Source organism: Mesorhizobium sp. M1338 (genome assembly GCF_040318045.1).
Classification (GTDB): domain Bacteria; phylum Pseudomonadota; class Alphaproteobacteria; order Rhizobiales; family Rhizobiaceae; genus Mesorhizobium.
Map to the genome: position 1 here is coordinate 364,825 of NZ_JAMYLL010000001.1, position 17,239 is coordinate 382,063.

The 17,239-nt window shown below is 63.2% G+C and carries 12 protein-coding genes and 1 pseudogene; 10 read left to right on the forward strand and 3 right to left on the reverse strand.

Annotated features, from left to right (window positions below; translation table 11 throughout):
* Positions 1-61: 61 nt before the first annotated feature.
* The 8 genes and pseudogenes from NKH19_RS01810 (at position 62) to NKH19_RS01845 (ending at position 10,833) form a co-directional block, all read left to right on the forward strand.
* Positions 62-1,741, forward strand: a complete 1,680-nt coding sequence (locus NKH19_RS01810) for an amidohydrolase (RefSeq protein WP_352863422.1) — start codon at positions 62-64, stop codon at positions 1,739-1,741.
* A 157-nt stretch (positions 1,742-1,898) separates the two neighbouring features.
* A complete protein-coding gene (locus NKH19_RS01815) occupies positions 1,899-2,993 on the forward strand; it encodes an ABC transporter ATP-binding protein (protein WP_352863424.1) in 1,095 nt (364 codons plus the stop codon).
* Positions 2,994-2,995: 2 nt separating this feature from the next.
* A complete protein-coding gene (locus NKH19_RS01820) occupies positions 2,996-3,916 on the forward strand; it encodes an ABC transporter permease (protein ID WP_352863426.1) in 921 nt (306 codons plus the stop codon).
* Entirely contained in the window at positions 3,909-4,709 is an 801-nt protein-coding gene (locus NKH19_RS01825) for an ABC transporter permease (RefSeq protein WP_352863428.1), read from the forward strand. Before NKH19_RS01820 ends, NKH19_RS01825 begins: the two co-directional genes overlap by 8 nt.
* Positions 4,710-4,731: 22 nt before the next feature.
* Positions 4,732-5,766, forward strand: a complete 1,035-nt coding sequence (locus NKH19_RS01830) for an extracellular solute-binding protein (RefSeq protein ID WP_352863430.1) — start codon at positions 4,732-4,734, stop codon at positions 5,764-5,766.
* A gap of 68 nt (positions 5,767-5,834) precedes the next feature.
* Positions 5,835-7,032 (forward strand): annotated as a pseudogene (locus NKH19_RS01835) (serine hydrolase domain-containing protein).
* A 167-nt stretch (positions 7,033-7,199) separates the two neighbouring features.
* Positions 7,200-8,381 carry a serine hydrolase domain-containing protein gene (locus NKH19_RS01840; RefSeq protein ID WP_352863432.1) on the forward strand — a complete coding sequence of 394 codons (1,182 nt, stop codon included), beginning with the start codon at positions 7,200-7,202 and terminating at the stop codon, positions 8,379-8,381.
* A 127-nt stretch (positions 8,382-8,508) separates the two neighbouring features.
* Positions 8,509-10,833 (forward strand): Tex family protein, encoded by a 2,325-nt coding sequence (locus NKH19_RS01845; RefSeq protein WP_352863434.1) that lies wholly within the window; start codon positions 8,509-8,511, stop codon positions 10,831-10,833.
* Positions 10,834-10,899: 66 nt separating this feature from the next.
* On the opposite strand, the gene NKH19_RS01850 is transcribed toward NKH19_RS01845, so the two are convergent.
* From NKH19_RS01850 to NKH19_RS01860, 3 genes are read right to left on the reverse strand one after another with little or no spacing between them, the layout of a single operon-like run.
* Positions 10,900-11,202, reverse strand: coding sequence for a type II toxin-antitoxin system RelE/ParE family toxin (locus NKH19_RS01850; RefSeq protein ID WP_352863436.1), 303 nt, complete (start codon positions 11,200-11,202; stop codon positions 10,900-10,902).
* Between the two features lie 3 nt (positions 11,203-11,205).
* On the reverse strand, positions 11,206-11,460 hold the full coding sequence (locus tag NKH19_RS01855) for a type II toxin-antitoxin system ParD family antitoxin (protein ID WP_352863438.1): 255 nt from the start codon (positions 11,458-11,460) through the stop codon (positions 11,206-11,208).
* A gap of 52 nt (positions 11,461-11,512) precedes the next feature.
* Positions 11,513-12,409 carry a LysR family transcriptional regulator gene (locus NKH19_RS01860; protein ID WP_352863439.1) on the reverse strand — a complete coding sequence of 299 codons (897 nt, stop codon included), beginning with the start codon at positions 12,407-12,409 and terminating at the stop codon, positions 11,513-11,515.
* Positions 12,410-12,564: 155 nt separating this feature from the next.
* On the opposite strand from NKH19_RS01860, the gene NKH19_RS01865 reads away from it, so the two are divergent.
* Entirely contained in the window at positions 12,565-13,761 is a 1,197-nt protein-coding gene (locus tag NKH19_RS01865) for an acyl-CoA dehydrogenase (protein ID WP_352863441.1), read from the forward strand.
* Positions 13,762-13,873: 112 nt separating this feature from the next.
* Positions 13,874-17,233 (forward strand): transglutaminase family protein, encoded by a 3,360-nt coding sequence (locus tag NKH19_RS01870; protein ID WP_352981587.1) that lies wholly within the window; start codon positions 13,874-13,876, stop codon positions 17,231-17,233.
* The last annotated feature ends 6 nt before the right edge of the window (positions 17,234-17,239 follow it).

Here is a 17,239-nt window from a genome sequence, read left to right on the forward strand (position 1 = left end):
CGGCAGATCGTTGGAGGCAGGGTTGTCGGTGTCAGCCAGTCGTCAAAAGCGCGGAGTCGCGATGTCTGTCACGGGTGCGTGTCACAATGCGGATTTGATCGTCATCAACGGTCGTGTGCAGACAATGGACGATGCCAATCCCGCCGCCGAGGCCGTTGCCGTCAAGGACGGCGCCATCATCGCCGTTGGCAGCCGCGCCTCGATCGAAGAGCTCAAGGGACCGGCCACCAAGGTCATCGACGCCAAGGGCGCCTCGATCGTGCCGGGCTTCATCGAAGCCCACATGCATCTGTTTTCAGGCGGGGCGGAGCTTTCCCATCTCCAGCTTGTCGGGGTCCACGGCTTCGAGGCGCTGCAAAAGGCGATACGCGACTACGCGCCGACGCGGCCTGATGCTCCGATGCTGGTCGGCCAGGGCGTCGATTACACCGTGCTCGGCAGCGAGCGGGTGACGCGCCATCACCTCGATGCCATTTTGCCCGATCGCCCGTTCTGTATGGCCGCGCCCGACCATCACACCATGTGGGCCAACACCAAGGCGCTGGAAATGGCCGGCATCCTGCATGGACGCACGCTTGGTCCGGGCAATGAGATCGTCATGGGTGACGATGGACTGGCGGCCGGTGAATTGCGCGAAGGCGAGGCCTTCGGCCCGGTGCTCGACCTTGCCGGCGAAAGCCGGGTGCGGCTGGGGCTGTCGACCGGCGGCGAGCCGGATCCGATGCCGACGGCAGCCGAGCGGGCCGCCGATCGCGATATCATGCGGCGCGGGCTCGCCTGGTGCGCCCGCCATGGCATCACCTCGATCCAGAACATGGACGGCAATCTCTATCAGCTCGAGCTGCTGGCCGAGATCGAAGCCGTGGAAGGCTTGCCTTGCCGCGTACAAATCCCGTTCCACTACAAGAATTTCATGACGCTCGACATGCTCGACAAGGCATCAACGATGGCCGAACGCTACAACAGCGAATGGCTGTCGTCGGGCATGGTCAAGGTGTTCTATGACGGTGTGCTCGATTCCTGGACGGCTGTCATGGTCGAGCCCTATGCCGACCGGCCCGACTGGGTGGGCGAGCCGCTGTTCACGCCTCAACAGTTCATCGATCTGGCCGTCGCGGTCGACAAGCGGGGGCTGCAGATCGCCGTACATTCGATTGGCGACGGCGCGGTGCGCGCGGTGCTCGACGGTTATGAGGCGGCGCGGAAGGCGAACGGCAAGCGCGACAGCCGCCACCGGGTCGAGCACATCGAGGTCACCACTACTTCGGACGTGCCGCGCTTCGCCGAACTCGGCGTCATAGCCTCCATGCAGCCGCCGCATCCGCCCGGCGCCATGGATTTTCCGCTGGAGCCGACGGTGTCGCGCATCGGGCCGGCGCGCTGGCCCTTGAGCTATGCCTGGCGAACCCTGAAGAATGCCGGCGCGCATGTCGTCTTCGCATCGGACTGGCCGGTGTCGCCGATCGATCCGATCCTGGGCATCCGCGCGGCGGTGTTGCGCAAACCGTGGGCAGAAAGCGACCCGGACCAGAGCTTCTCGCTGCATGAAGCGCTCGCCGCATACACGGTCGAGGGCGCCTATGCCGAGTTTGCCGAGCACCGCAAGGGCAAGGTGAAAGCAGGCTACATGGCCGATCTGGTGGTGCTTTCGGCGGATATCGAGGCGACGGCGCCGGAAGCGTTGCACGAGGTGCGGCCGGTGACGACGATCTGTGGCGGCAAGATCACCTATCAGGCCTGACAATGGCATGAGGCTTGCTGGGCATGAGCCTTGCCAGCCGAAAATACGAACTGAACCGTGATTCAATGCCGGGCTTGCCAACCTACCGGCCATGTGGTCACATCGAACAGGGGAAGAGCTCCGCCAGCAAGAGCGGGGTCAACAGTGAGGCGTAATCGTGCCGGACAAACCGGATCGGAATGCGATTGAAGTAGTAAACGTCAGCAAAATTTTCGGATCAGGGGAGGGGCAGGTCGCTGCCCTCGACACGGTCTCGGTATCCATCCGCGAGAACGAGTTCTTCACGCTGCTTGGCCCATCCGGCTGCGGCAAGACGACATTGCTTAGGCTGATCGCCGGCTTCGACTTTCCAACCGCCGGTGGGATACTGCTCTATGGCCAGGACATCGCCCTGCTGCCGCCCTTCAAGCGGCCGGTCAACACCGTTTTCCAGTCCTATGCGCTGTTCCCGCACATGACGGTCGCCGACAATATCGGCTTCGGCCTGGAAATGCTGGGCAAACCGAAGGCCGAGATCAAGGCGCGCGTCGCCGAGATGCTGAAGCTGGTCAAGATGGAAGCGCTCGCCAACCGCCGCACCAGCCAGATTTCGGGTGGTCAGCAGCAGCGCGTGGCGCTGGCCAGGGCGCTCGCACCGCAGCCCAAGGTGCTGCTGCTCGACGAGCCGCTCTCGGCCCTGGACTACAAGCTGCGCAAGGAAATGCAGATCGAATTGAAGCGGCTGCAGCACGAGACAGGCATCACCTTCATCTTCGTCACCCACGACCAGGAAGAGGCGCTGACCATGTCGGACCGCATCGCGGTGATGTCGTCGGGCAAGATCCTGCAGGTCGGTTCGCCCTGGGATATCTACGACAAGCCGGCCGAACGCTTCGTCGCCGACTTCATTGGCGAAACCAACTTCCTTATGGCCGCCATCAGCGAGATGGCCAACGGCAAGGCGCGCGCGACGCTCAAATCCGGTGCGACCATCGAGGCGACCGTGGCCCAAGGTTTCCAGCCCAACGCCAATGCCACGGTCGTGGTTCGGCCCGAACATGCCAAGCTGAGCAAGGGCAAGGGCGAGTTGTCGGGAACAGTCGACAACATCGTCTATTTCGGCACCGACACCCACATCCATGTTCATCTCGAGAGTGGCGAACTCTTCACCGTACGCCAGCAGAACACGCGCAGCGCGGGCTGTGGTTTCGAGAAGGGCGACACGGTCGGCATTCTCATCGGCAGCGATGCCGCCCAGGTCCTGAAGGACTGACGATGGCGACCGCGGAAGAAGTCGCCAAGGCAGCGGAACGGCGCGATATCCGTGAGCGCTGGCTTTTGTCAGCCCCAGCGCTGTTGACCATTTTTCTCGCCGCGACCGGCCCGTTGCTGATCGTGCTCGTCTATTCATTCCTGACACCAGGCTCCTATGGCGACGTGAAGTGGCAATTCTCGCCGGAAGCCTGGATAGCGGTGTTTCTGGAACGCGATATCTTCGACGATACGCTTTCGATCGCCGCAGCCCACGTCACCATCTTCCTGCGCTCGATCAAACTCGCGGTGGTGACGACCATCGCCACGTTGGTGCTTGGCTTCCCGACCGCCTATTTCATGGCGACGCGCAGCGAAAAGACTCGCGATCTCTGGCTGTTCCTGATCACCATACCGTTCTGGACCAACCTGCTGATCCGCACCTTCGCCGTGCTGCAGATCATCCGCAACGAAGGCATCATCAACACGATCCTGCTCAAGCTCGGCATCATCTCGGCGCCGATCCAGATACTCTACACCGACACGGCGATCCTGATCGGCATGGCCTATGTCTACCTGCCGCTGATGGTGCTGCCGATCTACGCCAGCATGGAGAAGCTCGATTTCCGGCTGGTCGAGGCGGGCTATGATCTCTACGCGACACGTTTCCAGGTGCTGCGGCGGATCATCTTCCCGCTGGTCAAGCCAGGCGTCATCGCCGGTTCCATCCTGGTCTTCATTCCAGCACTTGGCGCCTATGTGACGCCAAGCGTGCTGGGCGGCGGCAAGAACATGATGCTGTCCAACCTGATCGAATTGCAGTTCGGGCAGGGCCGCAACTGGCCGCTCGGCTCGGCGCTGTCGATCGCCGTCATGATCATCGTCATGGTGGCGCTGCTTGCCTATGTGCGCAATGCCGGCAAGTCAGGGGTGCGTCATGGCTAAGAACTTTTCCATCAAGCACCAGCCGGGATTCACCACGATCGCCGCGACCTGCTTTATCGTGCTCTATTTGCCGATCATCGTGCTGGTCATCTATGCCTTCAACGCGGCGAGCTCGACCTCCGAATGGGGCGGCTTTTCGCTGAAATGGTTCCAGTCGGCATGGCAGAACACGCAGGTCATCGATGCCACGCTGCGTTCCTTCCAGATCGGCTCCGTCGCGGCGGTGCTTTCCACCATCTTCGCCACCATGGCCGCGCTCGCCACCACGCGCACCGCGCCCTACCCCGGCCTCACCTTCAAATATGCGGCGATCAATCAGCCGCTGATGGTGCCCGAGATCGTCACCGGCGTGGCGCTGCTGATCTTCTTCTCGCGCATCAAAATATTCACCGGTTATTCCGGCATCGGTTATCTGATCGCCGCGCACACGGCGTTCTGCATTCCCTTCGCCTACCTGCCGATCCGGGCGCGGCTTGAGAATATGGACCTGACGCTGGAGCGTGCCGCCGCCGACCTTTACGCGACTCCGTGGAAAACCTTCCGCCGCATCACGCTGCCGCTTCTGTGGCCCGGCATCCTGGCCGGATTGATGCTGGCCTTCGTCATCTCGCTCGACGACGTCGTTATCACAGAGTTCGTCAAATCGGGCGGCCAGGACACGCTGCCAACCTACATGCTCGGCCAGATTCGCCGCGGCATCACACCCGAGATCAACGCGATATCGACCGCCTTCCTGCTGCTTTCGGTCGCGATCGTCACGTTGTTTTTCTTCGTCAGCAGGAAACGAGACTGAACCGAAAATGGGAGTTAAAACGATGAACTGGAAGACAACAGCAACCGCCATGGGGTTGGCGTTGCTCGCTTCGACGAGCCTCGCCCGCGCCGACGGCGAATTGAACATCTACAATTGGGGCAACTACACCAGCCCTGACGTGATCAAGAAGTTCGAGGCCAAATACAACGTCAAGGTGACCATCACCGATTACGATTCCAACGACACCGCGCTCGCCAAGGTCCGCCAGGGCGGCACCGGCTTCGACATCGCGGTGCCTTCGCAGACCTACGTGCCGATCTGGATCAAGGAAGGCCTCGTCCAGGAGACCGATCCGGGCAAGATGGAGAACTTCAAGAATGTGGCGGCGGAATGGGCCAATCCCGATTTCGACCCGGGCCGCAAATACTCGGTGCCGTGGGCCCTGGGCACTGTCGGCGTGGTCGTCAACACCGACGCCTACAAGGGCCCGGCCGACAGCTGGGGCATCATCTTCAACACACCTGACGAACTGAAGGGCAAGGTCAATGTCGTTCCCGAAATGAACGACGTCATCTTCGCCGCGATCAAATATGTCGGCGGCCAGCAATGCACCACCGACAAGGAAGTGCTGAAGAAGGTGCGTGACACGCTTGTCGCGGCCAAGCCGAACTGGATCGCGATGGAGTACAACACCATCGAGAAGATGGGCGCCGGCGACTTCAAGGCAACCAGCGACTGGAACGGGTCGGCGCTGCGCCAGCGGCTGGCCAACCCGGCCATCCACTACAACTATCCGAAAGAAGGCTTTGGCCTGTGGAGCGACAACGTCGTCGTTCTGAAGGAAGCCAAGAACGTCGAGAACGCCAAGCTTTTCCAGAACTTCATCATGGACCCGGAAAATGCGGCGGGTCTCTCGGCCTTCCATCGCTATGCCAACGCCATCACCGGATCGGACAAGTACATGCCGGCCGACATGAAGGACGCGCCGGAAGTTGTCATCCCGGCAGCCGACAAGCCGCGTGCCGAGTTGCAGCAGATGTGCGCCCCGGAAATCCAGGACATCTACACCAAGATCTGGACCGAACTGCAGAAGTAACCGCGTTTTCGACGGGCCCGGCGGCGCACGCCGCGGGGTCCGTTTTACGTTCAAGGGGCTCGGTCGTCATGGAATCCTACCGCAACTCCGATCCGCGGCCGCCGATCATGCAGGGCTCGCCGCCGGCCATGGTGCCGCCGAAGCTCGACTGGGACCGGCCGCCGTGGAACCGCTGGGCGTTCCAGCACATCCGCGAAATTCTGCCGACCGCCGAAGTCTGGCGCGGCAATGGCCATCGCCACCGTTTCGAACGCGCCGAGATCGACCTCGACGGGCTGCCCGTGGAGGACAGCACGGGCGCGCCGACGACGGTCGTCGGGCTGCTCGACGAGACCTATACGGACGGCTTGCTGGTGCTGAAGGACGGCAAGGTCGCCTATGAGCGCTATTTCAACGGCATGAATGACCGTACGCTGCACCTGTCGCAGTCGATGGCGAAGTCCGTCACCGGTTCGGTATTCGGCATACTGGTCGGGCGCGGCCTGATCGATCCGGCCAAGCCAGTGACGACCTATCTGCCGGAACTCAGCGCGACGGGCTGGGCCGGCGCCAGTGTCCAGCATGTGCTGGACATGACCAGCGGCGTCCGCTTCTCCGAGGAATATACCGACCGCTATTCGGACATCGGCCAGGTCGATGTCGCCACCGGCTGGAAGCCGGCGCCGCCGGACAGCGATCCGGCCTTTCGCTGGCCCTCGCACATGTTCGAACTGATCCTGGGCTTGAAGGAAACGATCCGCCCGCATGGTGCTGCCTTCGAATACCGCTCGATCGAGAAACGACGTGCTTGCCTTCATCATGGAACGGGTGACGGGCAAGCGGCTGCCGCAGCTGGTTTCGGAAGAGCTCTGGCAAAAGCTCGGCGCCGACGAAAGCGCCTGCTTCACCGTCGACAGCGCCGGCTATGCGGTGGCCGACGGCGGCTTCAATGCGACGCTGCGCGACTACGGCCGCTTTGGCCAGCTGATCCTCGACAATGGCGGCGGCGTCGTGCCGGCCGACTGGATCGAGACCACGCGCAACGGGCTACATGGGCCGGACTTCAGCCCCAGCCTGCCGGAGGGCAGCTATCGCAACCAGTTCTGGATCGAGGACCCGCGCTCGCGCGCGCTGATGTGCCGGGGCGTGTTCGGGCAGATGATCCATATCGACTGGAATGCCGGAATGGTCGTGGTGAAGCTTTCGACCTATCCGGATTTCAGCAACGTCGCCTATTCCATGGCGACGTTGAAGGCCGTGCACGCCATCGCCGCTGCACTGAGCTGAGAGCCTGTTTGGAAACTCACTCCAGCGGCCATCTGACGGCGTTTTCTGCGCTTCCGATGCTCACGGACCTGAATGTCCGCTCCGCTCTGGTTCTCGAAACCGCCGCCATATGACTCGCCGGACCGACTTTCGAAACAGCCTCTAAACAAGACTTGGGAGGAACCGCCATGACCGGCAAGACCGCGTTCGAGACCCGCTACGGCTTCTGTCGCAACGAGGTGCTGCTCGCCAACTGGCGCGAAAACCCGTTCAACCGGTGGTCGTTCCAGAATCTCGGAGAACTGGTGCCGACCGCCCGCGTGGCGGCAGCCCCGGCTGGTGTCGAGACGCCGATCCGGGACATGGGCGGTCTGCTCGGCGAGAAGGTCGCGATCGCCAGCGTGCCGGAGACGGTGGCTGAATTTCTCGGACGTTCGAGCACCGATGCGCTGACGGTGATGAAAGACGGCAAGATCATCGGCGACTGGTTCGCGCCGCACATGGATTTCGGCGCCCGCCACATCATCTTTTCGATCAGCAAGTCGATGACCGCCATTGTCGCCGGCATACTGGAAGGCGAGGGGGTGTTCGACCCGGAAGCGCCGGTGACGGCTTACATCCCTGAAGCCGCCGGCTCGGCCTATGGCGACGCAAGCGTGCGGCATGTGCTCGACATGAGCGTCAGCCTCGATTTCGAGGAGGCCTATCTCGATCCGGAGAGCGCTTTCGCCCGCTATCGCCGCGCCACGCTGTGGAATCCGGGCGGCGGCACGGAAAGCCTGCGCGAATTCATCCTGACCTTGCAGCGGCTTGCCGAGCCGCATGGCCAGACCTTCCGCTACCGCTCGCCCAATTCCGATCTGCTCGGCATCCTGCTCGAGCGCGCCTCCGGCCAGCGTTTTTCCGACCTGATGCGCGACAAACTGTGGCTGCCGCTGGGCGCCGTCAGCGACGCTTCGATCAGCGTCGACATGGAAGGCACGGCACGCACGGCCGGCGGCATTTCGGTGACGCCGCGCGATCTGGCGCGCGTGGGCGAGATGATGCGGCAAGGCGGCATGGCCAACGGCCGCCGCATCGTGCCGGAAGCCTGGGTGCGAGACACGGTTGCTATCGGCGGCAGCTCGGAAGCCTGGCAGCGAGGCACGATGGCGCTTTTGTTTCCGAAGGGCCGCTATCGCAACAAATGGTACCAGACTGGACACGAGAACGGCGCCTATTGCGGCATCGGCATCCATGGCCAGTGGCTCTATGTCGATCCCAGGACCGAAGTGGTGATCGCCAAGATGTCGTCGCAGCCGGAGCCGGTGGACGATGCGTTCGATGTCGAGATCGTCGCCTTTTTGGAAGCGCTGAGCCGCATGGTCTGAGCGCGCCTGGGTCGCCACATTAGCGCGCGCTTTCCTGTGGACCCGCCGGGCTGATCAAAGCGCGGCGGTTGGCGGATCGGACGTCTGCGCCTATGGTCGCCGCTCTTTCGACGAGAGCAGGAATGACATGGCATCCGACATCAAGCGCATTGCAGCCATCATCGCAGCCGAGATCACTGCCCGGCCCGAACAGGCGGCCGCGGCGATCAAATTGCTCGACGAAGGTGCGACGGTGCCGTTCGTGGCGCGTTACCGCAAGGAGGTCACCGGCGGGCTGGACGACACGCAATTGCGCGACCTTGCCGAACGGCTTGCGTATCTGCGCGAGCTCGATGCGCGCCGCGACACCATTCTTGGCTCCATCCGCGAGCAGGGCAAGCTGACGCAGGAGCTCGAGGGCAAGATCGTCGCCGCCGCGACCAAGGCGGAGCTGGAAGACATCTACCTGCCCTACAAGCCCAAGCGCCGGACCAAGGCCGAGATCGCCCGGGAACGTGGGCTGGGGCCTCTGGCCGAAGCCATCCTCGCTAACCGGGCGTCGGTGCCCGCTGAGTTGGCGCTGGCCTATGTCACCGAAGAGGTGGCCGACGCCAAGGCGGCACTCGACGGAGCGCGCGACATCCTGTCGGAACAGTTCGCCGAGAATGCCGACCTGGTCGGCAAATTGCGCACCTACATGAGGGAACGCGCCTTCATGCGGGCCAGGGTGGTCGACGGCAAACAGGAGGCGGGTGCGAAATTCTCGGATTATTTCGACCATGTCGAGCGCTGGGCAAATGTGCCGAGCCATCGGGCGTTGGCGATGCTGCGCGGCCGCAACGAGGAGGTGCTGTCGCTCGACATCGAGGTCGATGCCGACGACACCTCCCCGGTGAAGCCGGTCGAACGGATGATCGCCAATGCCTATGCGATCGGCGGCAGCCTGCCGGGCGATCGCTGGCTGATGGAGGTTGCCGGCTGGACCTGGCGGATCAAACTGTCGCTGCACCTGACGCTCGACTTGATGCGCGATCTGCGCGAACGAGCGGAAGAGGAAGCGATCCACGTCTTTGCCCGCAATCTGAAGGATTTGCTGCTTGCGGCCCCGGCCGGCTCGCGGGCCACGATGGGGCTCGATCCCGGCATCCGCACCGGCGTCAAGGTTGCGGTGGTCGATGGCACCGGCAAGGTGCTGACCACGACGACGGTCTATCCGTTTCCGCCGAGGAACGATGTGCGTGGCACGCAGGCCGAACTCGCCAAGCTCATCCGCCTGCACAAGGTCGAGCTGATCTCGATCGGCAACGGCACCGGCAGCCGCGAGACGGAGAAGCTTGTCGCCGACATGCTGTCCGACATGCCGGCGGACGCTGGTCCGAAGCCGCTCAAGGTGATCGTCAGCGAGGCGGGCGCCTCGGTCTATTCGGCATCGGCGACGGCGGCGGCGGAATTCCCCGGCCTCGACGTGTCGCTACGCGGCGCGGTATCGATCGCACGGCGGCTGCAGGATCCACTGGCCGAACTGGTCAAGATCGAGCCGAAATCGATCGGTGTCGGCCAGTATCAGCATGACGTCGACCAGTACCGGCTCGGCCGCTCGTTGGAGGCCGTGGTGGAAGACGCGGTCAACGCCGTCGGCGTCGATCTCAACACCGCCTCGGCGCCGCTGCTGGCGCGCGTGTCTGGCCTTGGCGCATCGCTCGCGGACGCCATCGTTGCGCATCGCGACGCGACCGGCCCGTTCGCCAGCCGAAAGGACCTGCTGAAGGTCGCCCGCCTTGGACCTCGGGCGTTCGAGCAATCCGCCGGCTTCCTGCGCATTGCCAATGGCAGCGAGCCGCTGGATGCCTCGTCGGTGCATCCGGAAGCCTATGGCGTGGCGAAGAAGATCGTCGCTGCCTGCGGGCGCGATGTTCGCTCGCTGATGGGGGACAGTACAGCACTCAAGGCGCTCGATCCGCGCGTCTTCGTCGATGAGCGTTTCGGCTTGCCGACGGTACGCGATATCCTGGCGGAGCTGGAAAAACCCGGCCGCGATCCACGCCCCGGCTTCAAGACGGCGACGTTTGCCGACGGCATCGACGACATCAAGGATTTGAAGCCCGGCATGCTGCTGGAAGGCACGGTGACCAATGTCGCCGCCTTCGGCGCCTTCGTCGATATCGGCGTCCACCAGGACGGCCTGGTGCATGTCTCGCAGCTGGCCGATCGTTTCATCAAGGATGCGCATGAGGTGGTCAAGGCCGGCGATGTGGTCAAGGTGCGCGTCGTCGATGTCGACATCAAGCGCAAGCGTATCGCGCTGTCCATGCGCAAGGATGGCGGCGAAGGTGGGGCGTCGAAAGGCGGGCCGCGCGACAATGGCGGCGGCAGGCCGGCGCCGCGTTCGCCGGCACCTCCACGCCAGCCGGAAAGGCCGGCGCAGCAAGGCGCGTTCGGTGCGGCATTGGCTGACGCGCTGAAGCGGAAATGACTATTCTGCGACCCGCCTCGAAGCACGTCCGCGTTTGATGAGATTCATGCCGTGCGACACAGGGGCTCAAGAATCATTGCGTCCCTCAAGAATGGTCGGGATGTCGCGGGCACCATGCAAAATGCGCTCGATACGCACATCATCGCCATCGGCGGTGTAGAAAATCACATAGCGCAGAAATGCGATGGAGCGCAGGCCGGGCCATAGACTCGGCTGGGGAACGCCACCGCGTGGCGCGTCAGCAATGCGGCCGCAGCGTTCCCTGAGCGCAGCTATGAAGCGTCGAGCCGCAGCGGGATTTTCAGCGAGGATGTAATCGCCGATCTCTTCGACGTCCTGCGCGGCGGCTGGCGCAAATATGACCGCCATTGTTCACGGCTTTCCGCCGCTGTATTTTGCTTCCAGTCGCTTAAACACCTGTTCGGCCGGGATGCCCGGGCCACTTTCCACGCCTTTTCGAATGTCCTCTCGTAGCGCCGCAAGCTTTGCCTCGCGCTGTTCTTCGCGCTCTTCCAGCAGGCGCAGGCTATCGCGCACAACTTCGCTGGCGCTGGCATAGCGGCCGCTCTTTACCAACTCGCGCACCAATGTCTCATAGCGGGGGCCGATGCTGTAACTTGCAGGCATGAGTTATCCTTGCTTTTACCCAATATTATCAATTTTTGATAAATCCGCCAAATCAAATCTGATGGCCTACATGCTTGAGCAGCCAGTCGCGAAAATTGGCGACGGGCGGATGGCCGCGCTTGTCGTGCGGGACGACGAGATAATAGGCGCTGCGGCTTTGCATGGGCTGGCCGGGCGCCGATACGAGCTGGCCGCGCTGCAATTCGCCTGCGATGAGGATCAACGGCAACAGCGCCACGCCGAGCCCCGCCATGCAGGCTTGGGCCGCGGTGCCGAACTGTTCGAACTGCATGCCCGGTCCGGTGGGCGCGCTCAGGCCCTGATGTTCGAACCATTCGGTCCAGGCGCCAGGGCGCGTCGCCATGTGCAGCAGCGGCAAGCGGCCGATATCGGCCGGTGAGGCGATGGCGCGGCCGGCGAGGAATTCGGGCGACACCACCGGCGCCACCGTTTCGCGCACCAAGAGCGTCGAGTCGGCCTCCGGCCAGTCCGGCAGCCCGTAGTGGATGGCGGCGTCCAGCCTCTCCCTGGCGAAGTCGAAGCGGCCGACGCGGGTGACGAAGTTGATGGTGATGTCAGGATTGTTTTCGACGAAATCGGGGATCATCGGCATCAGCCAGCGCGTGCCGAAGGTGGGCAATATGGCAAGGTTCAGGATGCCACTATGCCGATTGCTCATCAATCCGAGAGCTGCGTCACGCAACTGGCCAAGCGCTGAACGTACCGCGTCGGCGTATATCTCGCCCGATGTCGACAGCCTGACATTGCGGCTGTCGCGTTCGAACAGCCGGCGGCCGAACTGATCTTCCAGCGACCTGATCTGTCTACTGACCGCGCCCTGGGTCAGATCAAGCTCCTGGGCAGCAGCGGTGAAACTGCCGAGCCGGGCCACAGCCTCGAAGGCGGCAAGGGCGCTGATGTTGGGCAAAAGGCGGCGCTGGACATTCATGATCCATTACTAACGCTCATTGATCGGTGAAGCAATTTCGTTTGATTTTTTCAAGGCGCAGGCCGATAAGCCGGGCCAAGATTTTGCTTCATGCATCTCGTCATCCAAAACTGCTGAACATGTTTGGGCGACATGCATTGGTTTGGGAGAATGCCATGGCCGCCGACAAGAATGCATTCGTCTGGGAAGACCCATTCCTGATCGAGGACCAGCTTTCGGAAGACGAGCGCATGGTGCGCGATGGTGCGGCGGCCTTTGCCGCCGACAGACTGGCGCCGCGGATTGAGGACGCCTATCTCAACGAGACCTTCGACACCGCCATCTTCCGCGAAATGGGCGAGGCCGGCCTGCTCGGCATCAATATCCCCGAGGAATTCGGCGGGCTTGGCGCCAACTATGTGACCTACGGGCTGGTCGCGCGGGAAGTCGAACGCGTTGACTCGGGCTATCGCTCGATGATGTCAGTACAGTCGTCGCTGGTGATGTATCCGATCCATGCCTATGGCTCGGACGAACAGCGCAAGAAGTACCTGCCCAGGCTCGCCAGCGGCGAGTGGATCGGCTGTTTCGGGCTGACCGAGCCGGATGCCGGCTCCGACCCGGGCGGCATGAAGACGCGCGCCGAGAAGACCTCGAACGGCTACAGGCTCTCCGGCTCCAAGATGTGGATTTCCAACGCGCCGGTCGCTGATGTGTTCGTCGTCTGGGCGAAGTTGAAGGGCGAGAACGGCAAGGACGAGATCCGCGGCTTTGTGCTGGAAAAGGGCATGAAGGGGCTTTCGGCGCCGACGATCGGTGGCAAGCTGTCGCTGCGGGCATCGATCACCGGCGAAGTGGTGATGGAAGGCGTCGAAGTCGGCGAGGATGCGCTGTTGCCCAACGCCAAGGGCCTTGGCGGCCCGTTCGGCTGCCTCAACCGGGCCCGCTACGGCATTTCCTGGGGCTCGATGGGTGCGGCGGAAGATTGCTGGCATCGCGCCCGCCAGTACGGCCTCGACCGCAAGCAGTTCGGCAAGCCGTTGGCCGGCACGCAGCTTTACCAGAAGAAGCTCGCCGACATGCAGACCGAGATAGCGCTTGGACTGCAGGCATCGTTGCGCGTCGGACGGTTGCTCGACGAAGGCAAGATGGCGCCGGAAATGATCTCGATCGTCAAGCGCAACAATTGCGGCAAGGCGCTCGACATCGCCCGCCAGGCCCGCGACATGCATGGCGGCAACGGCATCCAGATCGGCTACCACGTCATGCGCCACGCGCAGAACCTGGAGACGGTCAACACCTACGAGGGCACGCACGACGTGCATGCGCTGATCCTGGGACGGGCGCAGACGGGGATACAGGCGTTCTTCTGAGCCTTCGGTAGCCGCTTAAATTAGGTGCACCGCAACATCTGTGCTTGGAGAATGGCCGCCATTTGTGTCAGGGTTCAGCGAAATCGTTTGAAACGCTGAATTCCGGGGCCCCATGGCAATTCTGGCAGCCGTCTATCACCTGACCCACTACAAGTATGACCGGCCGGTGGTTCTCGGGCCCCAAATCATCAGGCTGCAGCCGGCGCCGCATTCGCGCACCAAGGTGCTCAGCCATTCGCTCAAGGTCGAGCCGGCGAACCACTTCGTCAATCTGCAGCAGGATCCCTACGGCAACTTCCTCGCCCGTTTCGTCTTTCCGGAGCCGGTGACCGAGTTGAAGATCGAGGTCGACCTCGTCGCCGACATGACGGTCTACAATCCGTTCGATTTCTTCGTCGAGCCATCGGCGGAGGCGTTTCCGTTCGAATATCCGGAAGAGATACGCGATGATCTCGCCATCTACCGGACGCCGGAACCGGCTGGTCCGTTGCTTTCGGCCTTGCTCGGGACGATCGACCGCAGCGCGCCGAATACCGTCAATTTTCTCGTCGATCTCAATGCCCGGCTGCAGCGCGAAATTGCCTATATCGTGCGCATGGAGACCGGTGTGTTCTCGCCGGAGGAGACGCTTGCCGCGAAAAAGGGTTCATGCCGGGACTCGAGCTGGCTGCTGGTGCAGATCCTGCGCAATCTCGGCATCGCCGCGCGCTTCGTTTCCGGCTATCTGATCCAGCTCAAGCCTGACCTCGTCGCGCTCGACGGGCCGCCGGGAACCGCCGTCGACTTCACCGACCTGCATGCCTGGTGCGAGGTCTATCTGCCTGGCGCGGGCTGGATCGGCTTCGATCCGACCTCCGGCCTGCTAACCGGCGAAAGCCATGTGCCGCTGGCGGCAACGCCGCATTTCCGCAACGCAGCCCCGATTTCCGGCATGGCGAGCTTCGCCAATGTCGAATTCGGCTTCGAGATGCGGGTCGACCGCATCGCCGAGCATCCGCGCATCACCAAGCCGTTCTCGGATGAGAGCTGGCAGGCGCTCGACGCGCTGGGCAACAAGGTCGATGCAGCCCTTACGGCGGGGGACGTGCGGCTGACCATGGGCGGCGAGCCGACCTTCGTATCGATCGACGATTTCGAGTCGGCCGAGTGGAACACCGCCGCCGTCGGCCCGACCAAGCGCGAAAAGGCCGACGAACTGATCCGGAAACTGCGCGAGCGTTTCGCGCCCGGCGGCTTTCTCCACTATGGCCAGGGCAAATGGTATCCGGGCGAAAGCCTGCCGCGCTGGACCTTCTCGCTCTACTGGCGTACCGATGGCCAGCCGGTGTGGAGCGATCCGTCGCTGATCGCACGCGAAAAGAGCGAGGCCGATATCGGCCCGAAGCAGGCCGAAAGTCTGCTCACCGCGATTGCCGGGGAACTCGGCATCGACAAGACCATGGTCAGTGAAGCCTATGAGGATCCGGCCGAGTGGCTGCTCAAGGAAGGCAAGCTGCCGGAGAATGTCGATCCATCCAACTCCAAGCTGGAGGATCCGGAAGAACGCAGCCGCATGGCGAAGGTGTTCGAACGCGGGCTGACCAAGCCGTCAGGCTATGTGCTGCCCGTCCAGCGCTGGAACAGCCAGGCATCAGGGCCACGCTGGCGCTCGGAAAAATGGAAGACGCGGCGCGGCCGGCTATTCTTGGTGCCCGGTGATTCACCGGTCGGCTACCGCTTGCCGCTCGGCACCCTGCCCTATGTGCCGCCGGAGCAATTCCCCTACATCGTGCCGGTCGATCCGTCGCTGCCACGCGGACCGCTGCCCGCGCGTGAAGCCTTAATGCCTGTGACGGCTCCGGCCGAACTCGAAGGCGCCGACGAGATGGCGCGGCGCCAGCAGGCGGCGTCCTTCACGGCGGCGACCGGCCAGCAGGATCGCGTCGAACAGAAGATCACCGAGATTGGTGGCGCGGTGCGCACCGCGCTCTCGGTCGAACCGCGCGACGGGCGGCTTTGTGTGTTCATGCCGCCAGTTGAAGCGCTCGAAGACTATCTGGAACTCGTCGCGGCGGCCGAGAACGCGGCAAAGGCGATTGGCCTTCCCGTGCATATCGAAGGCTATGGCCCGCCGCACGATCCGCGCCTCAACGTCATCCGCGTGGCGCCCGATCCCGGCGTCATCGAGGTCAACATCCATCCGGCGTCCAACTGGCAGGATTGCGTGGCGACGACGACGGCGATCTACGAGGAAGCGCGGCAGACGCGACTTGGCGCCGACAAGTTCATGATCGATGGCCGCCACACCGGCACCGGCGGCGGCAACCATGTCGTGGTCGGCGGTGCGACGCCCAATGACAGCCCGTTCCTGCGAAGGCCGGACCTGTTGAAGAGCCTGGTGCTGCAATGGCAGCGGCGTCCCTCGCTGTCCTATCTCTTCTCAGGCCTGTTCATCGGCCCAACCAGCCAGGCGCCGCGCTTCGACGAGGCGCGTCACGACTCGCTCTATGAGCTCGAAATCGCGATGGCGCAGGTGCCGCATCCGGAGCAAGGGGCAGCACCCTTGCCGTGGCTGGTCGACCGGCTGTTCCGCAATTTGTTGACCGACGTCACCGGGAATACGCACCGCTCGGAAATCTGCATCGACAAGCTGTTCTCGCCGGACGGACCGACCGGCCGGCTGGGTCTTGTCGAGTTCCGCGGTTTCGAGATGCCGCCCAATGCGCGCATGTCGCTGGCGCAGCAGCTGCTTGTTAGGGCGATCATTGCCCGGGCGTGGAAGAACCCGCTCGATGGCCGTTTCGTGCGCTGGGGCACCTCGCTGCATGACCGCTTCATGCTGCCGCACTATGTCTGGGCCGATTTTCTCGACGTGCTCGACGACCTCAAGCTCAACGGCTTCGAGTTCAGGCCCGAATGGTTCGACGCCCAGCTCGAGTTCCGCTTCCCGTTCTGCGGCGAGGTTCAGCATGCGGGCATCAAGCTGGAACTGCGGCAGGCGCTGGAGCCGTGGCATGTCATGGGTGAGCAAGGCGCGATCGGCGGCACCGTACGCTTCGTCGATTCATCGGTCGAGCGGCTGCAGGTCAAGACCGAAGGTCTCAATCCGGAGCGTCACGCGATCGTCTGCAACGGCCGCATCGTGCCGATGAAGGTCACGGACAATCGCGAAGTCGCGGTGGCGGGCGTCCGCTTCAAGGCCTGGCAGCCGGCTTCTGGCCTGCATCCGGCACTGCCGGTCAACACGCCGCTGGTCTTCGACATCTATGACCGGTGGTCGGGCCGGGCGGTCGGCGGCTGCGTCTACCATGTCGCGCATCCGGGCGGGCGCAACTACGACACTTTCCCGGTCAATGGCAATGAGGCGGAGGCACGGCGCCTCGCCCGCTTCGAACCGCGCGGCCATACGCCGTCCGCTTATGTGCTACGTGAGGAACAACCCGCTGAAGATTTCCCGATGACCCTTGACCTTCGGCGGCCGGCAAGACTCTGATCAGCG

What these genes read in the sequence shown, in the direction of transcription:
- NKH19_RS01845 (WP_352863434.1), top strand. Translation starts at nt 8,509, where the DNA reads ATGGCATCCGACATCAAGCGCATTGCAGCCATCATCGCAGCCGAGATC.
- NKH19_RS01860 (WP_352863439.1), bottom strand. Translation starts at nt 12,409, where the DNA reads ATGAATGTCCAGCGCCGCCTTTTGCCCAACATCAGCGCCCTTGCCGCC.
- NKH19_RS01820 (WP_352863426.1), top strand. Translation starts at nt 2,996, where the DNA reads ATGGCGACCGCGGAAGAAGTCGCCAAGGCAGCGGAACGGCGCGATATC.
- NKH19_RS01855 (WP_352863438.1), bottom strand. Translation starts at nt 11,460, where the DNA reads ATGCCTGCAAGTTACAGCATCGGCCCCCGCTATGAGACATTGGTGCGC.
- NKH19_RS01840 (WP_352863432.1), top strand. Translation starts at nt 7,200, where the DNA reads ATGACCGGCAAGACCGCGTTCGAGACCCGCTACGGCTTCTGTCGCAAC.
- NKH19_RS01810 (WP_352863422.1), top strand. Translation starts at nt 62, where the DNA reads ATGTCTGTCACGGGTGCGTGTCACAATGCGGATTTGATCGTCATCAAC.
- NKH19_RS01825 (WP_352863428.1), top strand. Translation starts at nt 3,909, where the DNA reads ATGGCTAAGAACTTTTCCATCAAGCACCAGCCGGGATTCACCACGATC.
- NKH19_RS01850 (WP_352863436.1), bottom strand. Translation starts at nt 11,202, where the DNA reads ATGGCGGTCATATTTGCGCCAGCCGCCGCGCAGGACGTCGAAGAGATC.
- NKH19_RS01865 (WP_352863441.1), top strand. Translation starts at nt 12,565, where the DNA reads ATGGCCGCCGACAAGAATGCATTCGTCTGGGAAGACCCATTCCTGATC.
- NKH19_RS01870 (WP_352981587.1), top strand. Translation starts at nt 13,874, where the DNA reads ATGGCAATTCTGGCAGCCGTCTATCACCTGACCCACTACAAGTATGAC.
- NKH19_RS01830 (WP_352863430.1), top strand. Translation starts at nt 4,732, where the DNA reads ATGAACTGGAAGACAACAGCAACCGCCATGGGGTTGGCGTTGCTCGCT.